The sequence below is a fragment of the Acidobacteriota bacterium genome, assembly GCA_016195325.1.
In the GTDB taxonomy this organism is placed as follows: Bacteria; Acidobacteriota; Polarisedimenticolia; order JACPZX01; family JACPZX01; genus JACPZX01.
In genome coordinates this window covers 1-11,162 of the sequence record JACPZX010000086.1, presented here as the reverse complement: position 1 = coordinate 11,162, position 11,162 = coordinate 1, and the positions used below count along the sequence as shown (strand labels likewise).

Sequence of the window (11,162 nt, the reverse complement as noted above, 5' to 3'; positions counted from 1 at the left end):
GGTGCCGCTGACCGAGATGCGCGGCGTCTCGCTCCTCGTCTTCCCGACCCCGGCGATCGGCGTGAACAGCAAGGAGACCGCCCCCGGCGCGCGCTCGTACACGCTCATGCACGAGCTGGCGCACCTCGCCCTCGCGCTCAAACCAGGAAGAGCGCCCCGCACTGAGCGAGACAAGACCCGCGTCGGCGTGGGACAAGGTCGAGCGCTTCACCGAGGAAGTGGCGAGCGCGATCCTCATCCCGCAGGCCGCACTCGAGGATCAACTCCGCGGCGTCGCAGTCGCCCGCGACGCATGGAACGTCCCCCAGGTTCGAACCCTCGCGTCGAGATTCCGGGTCACCCCTCTCGCGATGGCCACGAGGCTCAGGACGATCGGCCGGATGACCTGGTCGCGTTACCGTGAGTGGAAAGAAGCATGGACGAAGTACTTCCGGGGGCTCCCGAAGCGCTCCGCCGGCTTCGCGTCACCCGTAGACAAGACCCTCGGACGAGCCGGCAGGCCGTTCACGCAGGTGGTCCTCGAGGCGATGGACACGAACCGCATCACCGCCGTGCAGGCGGCCAGGTACCTCGACCTTCGGTTCGATCACTTCGAGAAGCTGAGGGGGGAGCTGAAGTAACCAGCCCTTCCGGCTGCGAGGAAACGCCGCCGAATCTGCGGGTTGGCTATTTCTGGCTTATTCCGGCTAATTCTGGCTTATTCCCGGCACGCAGCCCCCTTCCGGGCCATCGGGTACGATTCGAGCGCACGGGCTCCCCTGCCAGGCTGGTTTGAGTGACGTCTGCGTGGTCCGGACCATCGTGATCATCTGGATCGGTCATCGTGATCACCCTGGCCTGAGGCGCCCTTCCGATTGGGACGAGACGATCGGAGCGCTGGTCTTCGAGACGCACTCGATCCGAATCCCCCGACCGCACCGCCTCCCCTTCGTCCCCAAACTCACCTTTGCCTTGACAAGCCGAAAGCCGCTGGCCATCATTCAACCGTCCTCCCCAGCCGGCCTCGCGAGGGGCCTGTTGGCCCCCTCCAGGTTGCGACCTGGGGGGTTTTTTTTGCCCGAAACCTATGAACCGAATAGCCTTCCTCGTGGACGGGTTCAACGTCTACCACTCGCTCCGCGAAGCCAGCCGCGACCTCTCGGGCACCGGCACGAGGTGGCTGGACCTGCGCGCGCTTCTCGCCTCCTACCTGCCGGCGATTGGTGGCGGAGCGACGCTCGAGAGCGTGCACTACTTCTCCGCGCTGGCGACCCACATCGACGCCCGAAAGCCAGGAGTCAGTGCTCGCCACCGTTCCTACATCACGTGCCTGGAATCCACGGGGGTGAAAGTCGAGCTCGGGCGATTCAAGTCCAAAGACGTTCACTGCCGAACGTGCGGGACGACAACGGTCCACCACGAAGAAAAAGAGACGGACGTCGCAATCTCCGTGCGTCTGTTCGACCTCTTCCAACGCGACGCCGCGGACAAGGTCGTACTGGTCACCGGCGACACCGACCTCGCGCCCGCGGTGCGCCTCGCATCGCAACTCTTCAAGTTCAAGGAAGTCTGTTTCGCGTTTCCCTACAGGCGGAAGAACAGCGAGCTTGAAAAGCTCGTCGCGCGGAGCTTTCGGGTGAGCAGCCACGCCTACGCGCGGCACCAGTATCCTGACCCTGTCGTGCTCCAGGACGGGACGCGTGTGGACAAGCCGCCGGGTTGGTGAGGGAACGCTGCGCGACCTTCAGCCGACGAGCAGCTCAGTTGGAGTGACGACTGCCAGGCTCGGCTGCGCTGGCGCGAAGAGATCGAGGCGATCGGAACACGGGTCTTCCAGGTGGGTCCATGGAAATTGCGTCACCAGCGGTGACACTTTCTCGTCGCGAGTTTCCGGCTGAGGGCATCACCGCTCACGCAGCTTGCCGATCTTCCTGAGTCTCTTCCTGACCGATCCGAGCGACTCGCGCGGCTCGTGCTTGCGCGAGCGGGCCACGGCAAGGTCGTAGAAGTCGTCCCAGAGCTCCCAGTGTTCCTTCAAGTCGATGAGCACCCCGGTCCTCCGACCTTTCTCGTCGACGAGGAACTGCACGCCTTTCATCTGGGGCCCTCCGTCCATCGAATCGCCGAGCCTCGCGCGAATGTAGCGCCTCAACCACCACGGGACCGAAACGACGGGGCACGTGATCTTGAAGCGCATCGAGGGAGTGGGGCAGGAGGGGTGCGCGGGAGCCCCAGGTCGACGACCCTACCGTCCCCCGATTGTTGAGCGTATGCTCTGGGCGAATCCAGTAGCGTAAAGGAGACCTGATGCGGCTCAAGGTCGAGCTCGAGCAGGAAGAAGACGGTCGCTGGATCGCCGAAGCCCTGGACCTGCCGGGCGTCATGACGTACGGGCAGACCCAGGATGAAGCCATGGCCAGAGTTCAGGCGCTGGCGCTGCGAGTTATCGCCGACCGCCTTCGCGCTACTTGACGGGTACTTGATTGGGCAGCGCCCCGCCGGCCCATCGAGCGTCACGGCTATCTGAGATTTCAAGCACATAGCTCCGCCCACGGTACTTGATGGCCACCTGATCACCCCCCCTGTCACCGATCCCCCACCCCGAGCATTCCCTCCCCCGAAGCGAGCCCCAACCGATGCGCGCCCCGCCGGATCCCCCGACACGGGACGCATCGGTTACCCTCGAACCAAGGAAGGGACCCCCCATGCCGCACCAGATGACCCTCCCCGCCCCCCAAACCGCCCGCGGCGCCACGCTCGTCTCCACCACCGGCAAGCCCTACCCCCTGAAAGCCGTCACGATCCGCGCCCGCGCCGAAAACGGCATCGCCCTCACCACCCTCACCCAGACCTACGCGAACCCCTACGACGAACCCCTCGAAGTCCACTACACCCTCCCCCTCCCCGCCGACGGCGCCGCCCTCGGCTTCACGATGACCCTCGGCCAGAGGACCATCACCTCCGAAGTCCACCCCGCCGAGGAAGCCGCCAGGATCTACGACCGAGCCATCGAGGCCGGACACGCCGCCGCCCTCATGCAGCAGCACCGCGCCGACACCTTCACCCAGCAGCTCGGCAACCTCCCCCCGGGCACCGAAGCGACGATCGAGATCCACGTCCTCCACCCCCTCGCCTTCACCCCGAACAAGGAGTGGGAGTACCGCTTCCCCACCGTCGTCGGCGTCCGCTACCACGGCGAGCCCGGCCGCGTCGAAGACGCGAGCAAGCTCGACCCCGACCGCGCCGACGGAGCCGGCACCCCCATCCGCGCGAGCTTCGAGCTGCGCGTCGACGGCGAGAAGAAGGTCGAGAAGCACGACCTGAGGCTCGACCGCGACATCGTCGAGAGGTGGCGCGCCGTGGAGGCCGACGTGGCCGCGCGCGTCGTCGAAGGAAGAGGCCTCGAAGGGGACGCCGGGCGCTACGCCCTCGTGACCGTGACGCCCCCCGAAGAGCCCAAGGAGGTGGCGCCGCGAGACCTGACGATTCTCGTCGACGCCAGCGGATCCATGTCCGGCCCAGCCCCTCGAGAGCGCGAAGGCGATCGCGGGGGTGCTCATCGACAGCCTCCGCGACGAGGACCGATTCGAGCTCCTCGCCTTCGCGAGCGAGGTGAGATCCATCGTCTCAGGCCCCGCCGCGGCGACGGCGACGTGCCGGAGGGAGGCGGTGGCGGAGCTGAGAAAGCTGAAGGCCGGAGGCGCCACCGAGATGACGCAGGCCTTCGTCCACGCGCTGAAGCCCCTCAGGGACGGCGCGCAGCGCCAGATCGTGCTCCTCACCGACGGGTACATCGGCTTCGAGGCGGAGGTGATCGGGAAGGTGATGGCCGCGCGCGACGCGGGGGTGCGCGTGCACGTCGCCGGCATCGGCGCGGCGCCGAACCGCGCGCTGACGCGCGGCGTGTCGCGCGCGGGGGCGGGGGTCGAAGTGATTGCGGATGGGGAGATCTCCCCGGAGGTCGCGCAGGTCGCGGCGGAGAGGATCCTCCGCGCGACGGTCGGGCCGGTCGTGACGGGGCTCGAGATCGCAGGCGACGCCGTCCTCGGCGTGGCGCCGGCGCGCGGCGTCGATGTCCTGTCGGGACGGCCGGCGGTCGTGGCGGTGAGGCTGCGCCCCGAGGGGGGGACGATCCGCATCCGCGGGACGCGGCCGGGCGGGGATATCTGGGAGACGGAGAGAAGGGTGCCGTCTCGCGGCGAAGCGGCGGACGGAAAGGCCGCGCGCGTGAGCGATCTGCCGATCGGGGCGCTCTTCGGGCGCGAGGCGGTGGCCGACGTCGAGGCGAAGATGGCGGCGGCCGGGCGAGGCGAGGCGGCGGGATTTGCGGCGGAGATCGAAGCGCTCGGGATGCGCCACCGCATCGCGACGGCGCGGACGAGCCTCGTCGCGATCTCGGAGGAGCCGAGCGTGGATCCGAAGGCGCCGAGGCGGCGCGAGAGGCTTCCGGTCGAGCTGCCGCACGGCGTGTCGGCGGAGGGGGTCGGGTTCGCGGGGGCGGCGGGGATGACGATGGCGGGCGCGGCGGACACCGGCTCGTTCGTGTCGAGGATGGCGATGGCGCCGGAGGCTTTCGCGAGGAGGCCGCGGATCCCGTTCGATCGCATGGACCCGAGTACCGTCTATGAGGTGCGGGGTGCGTACGGACCCTCGACGGACTCAGGCCGTCGCTACGATCGACGGTACTCCCTCGCCGCCCGCATCCTCCGCTCCGAAGGAAGCCGCATCCTGCTCGAGTTCGAGTGCCCCGACGACGGCTTCGAGCTCCCCGAGCCGGGCCATGTCATGGCGGCGACCTTCGAGGACGGGCGTCGGTTCACGGCGTCCGTCGAGGATCAAGGGACGACTCGGACGGGGCCGCACGCGCGCGGGCTGGTCCTCCGTCTCGCCCTGGTCGCGCCGCCGGGGAGCGCGTGGCCGGCGACAGCGTTCGGCCTGTTGTGGATCCGTCCCGCCGGTCCTCAGAACCCTGACGGCTCGATCGACCTGGATCTGTACACGCTGACCATCACCACATGACCGACCCGGCGCCGTCCGCCTCCCTCGATCTTCTCTTCTCCCGCGTGCGGGAGGGGGACATGGAGGCGTTCGGCGCCTGGTACGCCCGCGTGGCGCTCCCCGTGCGGCGGAGCCTCCGGTCTTTCGCCCGCGAGCTCGACGTCGAGGCGGTGATTCAGGAGGCGATGATGACGATGTGGCGGATCGCGCCGCGCCTCGACCTCCAGGGAGCGGGCGCGTCACTCGCCTACGCGATCCGCGTCGCACGCACCGGAGCGCTGATGGAGATCCGAAAGCACCGCGGCGTGACGCGCGAGGAGATCGACGCGCTGGAGCGGCTCCCGGAAGGTCGGATCGAGCCGGCGCTCCCGGCTGACCCGGGGCTGCGGCGCGCGATCGAGGAGTGCCTCGGGCGCCTCCCCGCGAAGCCGCGCGCGGCGATCGGGGCGCGGCTGCGGGGAATGGGCGAGAGTGACGCGGGGCTCGCGGCGTCGGTCACGATGTCGCTCAACACCTACTTCCAGAACATCGTTCGCGCGCGGCGGGCGCTGCGTGCATGTCTCGAAGGGCGCGGCGTCTCGATGAAGGGGATCCTCGCATGATCTTCCGCAAGGGGTCGGGCGGCCGAACCGGTAGGCCGATGGGAGACGACGCTCTTCTGATCGAGGCGGCCGCCGGCGCGCACCGCGCGCGCGATGCGTGGGGGAACGTGATCCCCTCCTCCGACTGGGCCGACCTGACCCCCGCCGCCCGCGAGGCGGCGTTCGAGCTTCAGATGGAGAGCCGGGCGATCGAGGCGCTGCTCGACCCCGAAGGCATCGACACGACGGGGCGCGCGATCATGAAGCGCATCGAGGGGGTGGGGCAGGACTGACAGAGAGCACCGCCCGCCTACGTTACCGACCTCCCTCGTGCGAGCGGCCCGGCGAGATCCCCCAGACCGACGAATCGCACCCGCATCGAGCCGTAGCGTCGCTCGAACGGCCGGTCGACGTCGGCGGCCACCACGAGGTTGACCGGACCCGGGTGGCGCCGGCGGAAGGACTGGATCCCGCCGGGCTCGAACGACCCCGCAGACCACTTGCACTCGATCGCGACCGGACGCCCCGGGCGATCGAGGACGAAATCGACCTCGGGGCCCGCCTTGGACCTCCAATAGCGGATCGACCCGCGCGACCCGAGGAACGCGTGCAGCTCGTTCAGGACCAGGTGCTCGAAGAGCGCCCCCAGGTCCTCCCGCCGCAGATCCCGCCAGCCGCGATGCTGGCAGACGAAGCCCGTGTCGAACGCGTACACGCGGGGGGCTGCGACGATCTCGGCCGAGGTGCCGCCCGAGAACGGCCGCACCACGTGGACCACGAAGGTCGCCTCGAGAACGGACAGGTAGTTCATGATCGTCTGGCGGCTCACCTCGCACGGCCGGGCGAACTTCGTCGCCTCGAAGATGCCGCCGCTCCCCGCGAAGACGAGCTCCGCGAAGCGGTGGAAGGAGGCCCGCCTCTCCAGACGGAAAAGTTCCAGGACGTCTTTCGCCCAGAACGCGTCCATCCATTCCTGGAAGTCGGCCTCGGGCACGCGCTTCGCGAGGAAGAAGCCGGGGAGTCCGCCGTGGAGGCAGCGGTGTCCCAGGTCGGAGTTTCCGAACGCCAAGAGGTCGGCGTGGCACATGGGTGTGAGCCACACCTCCGCCTTGCGCCCGGCGAGCGTGTCCCGAAACCGCGCCGACGCCCCGAGAGTGGAAGACCCGGTGGCCAGGACGCGAACATTCGGGAAGTGGTCCGCGGCGATCTTCAGCACCGCCGCGGGATCCTGGAGACGATGCACCTCGTCGAGGACGATCGCGCGACGCCCGCGAAGGCCCGCGAGGAAGCCCTCGGGGTCGTCCATCAGGCGACGGACGCGAGGCAGCTCGCAGTCCAGGTACTCGAACCCGGGAAGGGAGCCGGCCAGCACCGTCTTCCCGGCGCGCCGGACCCCCATCAGCCAGACGACCGACCGCCGTCGGAACGCCGAGCGGATCCGCCGCTCCCAGAAGGGCCGCTTGACCATACGCCAACAGCTTAGCGTTTAGTACTACTGAACGCAAGCGTGACGGGCTCGCAGACCACGTGAAGTCCCTGGACTTCAAGGTCCGGAAGGCCGCGTTCATCTGCCGGCTTCCGGTCGAGACGATGTCGGAGCCACTCGCGAAGCTCAACACACTTTGTTCTTGACCTGCGCTTGACTTTCGTGTAGCTTTCGCATGCAGTTCTTCTCATCCCACGCGGAGGCGGAACGCGCGATGTCCCTCTCGATGCTCTCACGAGGCTCGACGCATCCTCGTGCGCCGGCGCGACCCGTCGAGGTCATGCCCCGGCCCGACGTTCGTCGCACGTCGATCGAGCGCCGGCTCGGAGCCGCTCTTCTTCTCATGCGCGCGAGCGAGGCGTTCCGGCGGCTCGGCTTCGTGAGGTTCGGCGACTACGTCGTCGAGCGGCTCGGAGTCATCCCGCGCACGGCGCAGGAGATGGTGCGCGTCGAGGCCGCCCTCGCCGCCCTGCCGCGCGTCGCCGCCGCGCGCGACTCGGGGGCGCTCTCGTCGGGGCGCGTGCGCCTCGTCACGCGTGTGGCGACGCCGGAAACCGAGGAGTACTGGGTGTCGCTCGCACGCCGCGCCGGCGTTCGCGCGCTGGCGAGGAGCGTGGCCGCGGAGTCGGCGGAGGGTATGGGCGCGTGCGGCGATGCCGCCGGGGCGACGGATGGCGTTGGGGCCGGCGCGATGGATCGGGGCGACGATCGTGGGCGAGAGATCGCCGTCGAGATCCGCGCGCCGGTGTCCGTCATCAGGATGTGGCGCGACACCGTCGCGCTCGTCCGGCAGTTGCTGGGCCACGCCGTGTCTTCGGGGGAGTGCCTGGAAGCGGTGCTCGCGGAGCTTTCGGGGGCGAGTGGGGGCGGCGGCGAGGCCGACGGTGGCGGCGGCAGCGCCGACAATGATGGCCGCGACCTGCACGCGTCTGCGCCTCCTGAGGCCGCGCGGTTCGTCCGGGCGATCGAGAGCGACGAATCCACCTCGACCGGATCCACCGCGGTGACGCCGGAGCGCACCGGGAGCATCCGGCTCCGCGTCGCGGCGGGGGTTCACACGATGTGGCTCGAACACCTCGCGCGCTGCCGCCGCAACGTCGGCGGCGGCCTCGAGCCGTGGCAGGCGCTCGTCCTCGCGATGCACGACTTCTGGAGGACCTGGGACAACGTCGAGACGCGCCGGCAGCGGCGCGACAACCCGGCCCTCGAGCGCGATGGGTGGCGCTGCACGGCGCCGGCGTGCCGCGCGCTCGGGACCGGGGGGCTCGAGGAGCACCACGTCGCCTTCCGATCCGCACGACCCTCGGCGTGGGGCACCACCTGGGGCTCCTTCACGAGGGACGGGTGCGCTGCTCGGGACGGGCCCCCGACGATCTGACGTGGGAGCTGGGTGTCGAGCGCGGGTGCCCGCCGTTCCTGGTGCTGCGCGGCGACGAGTTCACGGGGGGACCGCCCACGGGGTAGACTCCGCGACTCGATCTTCATATTCGTGGAGGATGCCCATGCGCTCTCGAGCCATCGCAGCGGCCTGCGCCGCCTCGCTCTTTCTCATCGCTACCCCGGTCCGCGCGGCCGGGTCGGAGGAAATCGATCTCCTGACGAAGCTCCTCCTCGCCTACGGCGTGTCGGGGCACGAGGAGGGGGTGCGCGACGCCGTTCTCGCGGAGCTTCCCGACTGGGCGAAGAAGGCGGCGAAGGTCGACGCGATGGGGAACCTCTCGGTCACCGTCGGGTCGGGATCGCCGTCGGTCCTCTACGTCGCCCACATGGACGAGATCGGCTACGTCGTGACGAACATCCGGGACGACGGGATGATCCAGGTCCAGAAGTTCGGGGGCTTCTACGACTGGCAGTACGAGGGCCAGGTCGTCCTCGTCCACACGGCCACGTCGGGGGACGTGAGCGGCGTGGTGGTGATGCCGTCGACGCACCTGAGGAGGGATTCTGCTGACAAGCCGGCCGACTTCACGGTCGACAACATCCTCATCGACACGGGCACGCAGTCGAGGAAGGAGACCGAGGCGCTCGGCGTCGCGCTCCTCGACCCGATCACGATTCGCAAGTCGGTGACGAAGCTCGCGGGGACGCGCCTCGCGGCCCGGTCGATGGACGATCGCTTCGGCTGCGCGGCAATCCTCGCGGTCGTGCGGCGGCTGAAGCCGGCCGACGTGAAGGGGACGGTCACCTTCGCCTGGTCGGTGCAGGAGGAGGTCGGGCTGCGCGGGGCCGAGGCGATCGCGCACGGGGTGTCGCCCGACGTGGTGATCGCGGTCGACTCGTTCGTGACGTCGGACTCCCCCATCGAGAGCAAGCGGCTCGCCTTCGCGCCGATCGGCGCGGGGCCGATGATCCGCGCGCTCGACACGAGCTACATCGCGCCGATCGCGAGCGTCCGGGCGCTGATGCAGTTCGCGAAGGGGAAGGGGCTCGCGCTCGGCTACGGCGCGACGATGGGGGGGAACGACGGTTCGGTCTTCCAGGATCCGAAGACGAAGGTCGTCCCGCTGTCGATCCCCATCCGCTACTCGCACTCGGCGATCGAGACGATCGACATGAGGGACCAGATCGGCCTCGTGAATCTCATCGACGCGATGGTCAGGGAGACGTCGTGGATCCAGTAGAGCTCAAGGCCAGCACCGCTCGAAGAGATCGCTACGAGAAAATTCTCGCGGCGACCCCCGACAACCACCTCGCGCGGTTCGGGCTCGCCAACGTCTACCTCGAGCAGGGGGACTTCGCGGCGGCGGCTGCGGAGTACCGCAAGTGCCTCGAGGCCCAGCGCGACTGGATGGCGGTCTGCATCTCGCTGGGTCAGTGCCTCATCCGGCTCGGGGAGACGGCCGAGGCGCGCCGGGTGCTCGAAGAGGCCCGGGGGATGGCCGTGGTGCAGGGGCATTCGGGGCCGCAGGCGGAGATATCGGAACTTCTCGGGAGTATTCCGAAGGGGTAGGGTTGCAACGCTTGTTGCAATTAGACACAGATCGCCGTAGTATCTTGAGCCTCGCGATAGGCTGTCAATTCTGGACTGTCGTGCGACTCGAGGTGAGACGGTGGCGACTCCGACCAAAGGGCTCATCAACAGCCGGTACCGGATCAAGTCCCCTCTCGGCGCGGGGGGGATGGGAAGCGTCCACCTCGCCGAGGACCGCGCGACCGGGAACGCCCTCGTCGCCCTGAAGATTGTCACGCACGAGGCGGCCGAAGAGGCGCTGACCCACGAGTTCGAGATCCTCGCCCGCCTGAGGCACCCGCACCTCCCGGCGGTCTACGACTTCGGCGCCGTCGAGGGGGAGCCCTCGCATTTCCTCTCGATGGAGTACATCCAGGGGCAGAGCCTCGTCGAGGCCGCGGCGGATCTCAGCGCCGACGAGGCCCTCGATCTCGTCGCCCAGATCTGCCGGGCGCTCGAGTTCGTGCACACGCGCGGGCTGGTCCATCGCGATCTGAAGCCCGACAATGTGCTCGTCACAGGGGGAGCCGGCGAGCGGCGAGCGGTCCTCGTCGACTTCGGCCTGGCATCGCGCGCGCGCGCCGAGGGGGTCGCTGCCGGCACGCTCGCCTACGTCTCCCCCGAGGCCCTTAAGGGCGGCACGATCGACGGGCGCAGCGATCTGTACGCCCTCGGCGTGATGCTCTACCAGCTCACGACGGGGCGCTGCCCGTTCGAGGGGTCCGGGAAAGAGATCGTCCGCGGGCATCTCGAGCTGGAGCCGACGCCGCCGTCGGCGGCGGCTCCGACGGGGGCGGCGGCGCCCCTCCGCCCCCTCCTCGAGCCGGCCCTCTCGGCGATCATCCTGAGGCTTCTCTCCAAGGAGCCGTCGCAGCGCTTCGCGAGCGCGGCCGAGACGCTCCAGGCGATCAACCGCGCGACGGGGCGCCGCCATCCGATCGAGACGGCCGAGACGGGGGTCGCCTACGCGACATGGGCGCCGCTCGTCGGGCGCGAGGCGGAGCTCGCGCGCCTCACCGCCCTCGTCGATCGCCCGCGCGGCGGCCTCCTCGCCCTCATCACCGGCGAGGCCGGCGTGGGGAAGACGCGGTTCCTGTCGGAGGCGCGGCGCCACGCGCAGGTTCACGGGAAGCTCGCGGCGGGGGTCGCGTGCCGCCCCGGCATGCCC

The 11,162-nt window shown here is 69.4% G+C and carries 12 protein-coding genes and 1 pseudogene; 11 read left to right on the top strand and 2 right to left on the bottom strand.

Annotated elements, in window-relative coordinates:
* The first annotated feature begins 218 nt into the window (after positions 1 to 218).
* Positions 219 to 620: a hypothetical protein gene (locus HY049_15970; protein ID MBI3450398.1), complete on the top strand. Its 402-nt coding sequence runs from the start codon at positions 219 to 221 to the stop codon at positions 618 to 620.
* Positions 621 to 1,087: 467 nt separating this feature from the next.
* The gene (locus HY049_15965; GenBank protein MBI3450397.1) at positions 1,088 to 1,705 is read left to right on the top strand and encodes an NYN domain-containing protein; all 618 of its coding nucleotides are present in this window, start codon (positions 1,088 to 1,090) and stop codon (positions 1,703 to 1,705) included.
* Positions 1,706 to 1,882: 177 nt separating this feature from the next.
* Here the strand turns inward: HY049_15965 and HY049_15960 are convergent, their stop codons facing one another.
* Entirely contained in the window at positions 1,883 to 2,077 is a 195-nt protein-coding gene (locus HY049_15960; protein MBI3450396.1) for a hypothetical protein, read from the bottom strand.
* A 209-nt stretch (positions 2,078 to 2,286) separates the two neighbouring features.
* On the opposite strand from HY049_15960, the gene HY049_15955 reads away from it, so the two are divergent.
* The 5 genes and pseudogenes from HY049_15955 (at position 2,287) to HY049_15935 (ending at position 5,851) form a co-directional block, all read left to right on the top strand.
* On the top strand, positions 2,287 to 2,451 hold the full coding sequence (locus HY049_15955; protein MBI3450395.1) for a type II toxin-antitoxin system HicB family antitoxin: 165 nt from the start codon (positions 2,287 to 2,289) through the stop codon (positions 2,449 to 2,451).
* 164 nt (positions 2,452 to 2,615) lie between these two features.
* Positions 2,616 to 3,095, top strand: a pseudogene (locus tag HY049_15950) (hypothetical protein).
* Positions 3,096 to 3,531: 436 nt separating this feature from the next.
* Positions 3,532 to 4,998, top strand: coding sequence for a VWA domain-containing protein (locus HY049_15945; protein MBI3450394.1), 1,467 nt, complete (start codon positions 3,532 to 3,534; stop codon positions 4,996 to 4,998).
* Positions 4,995 to 5,579, top strand: coding sequence for a hypothetical protein (locus tag HY049_15940; protein MBI3450393.1), 585 nt, complete (start codon positions 4,995 to 4,997; stop codon positions 5,577 to 5,579). Before HY049_15945 ends, HY049_15940 begins: the two co-directional genes overlap by 4 nt.
* A complete protein-coding gene (locus tag HY049_15935; GenBank protein ID MBI3450392.1) occupies positions 5,576 to 5,851 on the top strand; it encodes a hypothetical protein in 276 nt (91 codons plus the stop codon). Before HY049_15940 ends, HY049_15935 begins: the two co-directional genes overlap by 4 nt.
* Positions 5,852 to 5,868: 17 nt before the next feature.
* On the opposite strand, the gene HY049_15930 is transcribed toward HY049_15935, so the two are convergent.
* Positions 5,869 to 7,026: an ATP-binding protein gene (locus HY049_15930; protein MBI3450391.1), complete on the bottom strand. Its 1,158-nt coding sequence runs from the start codon at positions 7,024 to 7,026 to the stop codon at positions 5,869 to 5,871.
* Between the two features lie 298 nt (positions 7,027 to 7,324).
* Between HY049_15930 and HY049_15925 the strand changes: the two genes are divergently transcribed.
* The 4 genes from HY049_15925 to HY049_15910 form a co-directional block, all read left to right on the top strand.
* The gene (locus HY049_15925; GenBank protein ID MBI3450390.1) at positions 7,325 to 8,422 is read left to right on the top strand and encodes a hypothetical protein; all 1,098 of its coding nucleotides are present in this window, start codon (positions 7,325 to 7,327) and stop codon (positions 8,420 to 8,422) included.
* A gap of 124 nt (positions 8,423 to 8,546) precedes the next feature.
* Positions 8,547 to 9,665, top strand: coding sequence for a M20/M25/M40 family metallo-hydrolase (locus HY049_15920; protein MBI3450389.1), 1,119 nt, complete (start codon positions 8,547 to 8,549; stop codon positions 9,663 to 9,665).
* Entirely contained in the window at positions 9,653 to 9,994 is a 342-nt protein-coding gene (locus HY049_15915; GenBank protein ID MBI3450388.1) for a CDC27 family protein, read from the top strand. Before HY049_15920 ends, HY049_15915 begins: the two co-directional genes overlap by 13 nt.
* A 100-nt stretch (positions 9,995 to 10,094) precedes the next feature.
* Positions 10,095 to 11,162 (top strand): serine/threonine-protein kinase PknK (locus tag HY049_15910; protein ID MBI3450387.1); only part of this gene is annotated, 1,068 nt, incomplete at its 3' end.

Coding starts and splice junctions, on each gene's coding strand:
- HY049_15960 (MBI3450396.1), bottom strand. CDS start 2,077: ATGAAAGGCGTGCAGTTCCTCGTCGACGAGAAAGGTCGGAGGACCGGG.
- HY049_15955 (MBI3450395.1), top strand. CDS start 2,287: ATGCGGCTCAAGGTCGAGCTCGAGCAGGAAGAAGACGGTCGCTGGATC.
- HY049_15940 (MBI3450393.1), top strand. CDS start 4,995: ATGACCGACCCGGCGCCGTCCGCCTCCCTCGATCTTCTCTTCTCCCGC.
- HY049_15935 (MBI3450392.1), top strand. CDS start 5,576: ATGATCTTCCGCAAGGGGTCGGGCGGCCGAACCGGTAGGCCGATGGGA.
- HY049_15930 (MBI3450391.1), bottom strand. CDS start 7,026: ATGGTCAAGCGGCCCTTCTGGGAGCGGCGGATCCGCTCGGCGTTCCGA.
- HY049_15925 (MBI3450390.1), top strand. CDS start 7,325: ATGCCCCGGCCCGACGTTCGTCGCACGTCGATCGAGCGCCGGCTCGGA.
- HY049_15920 (MBI3450389.1), top strand. CDS start 8,547: ATGCGCTCTCGAGCCATCGCAGCGGCCTGCGCCGCCTCGCTCTTTCTC.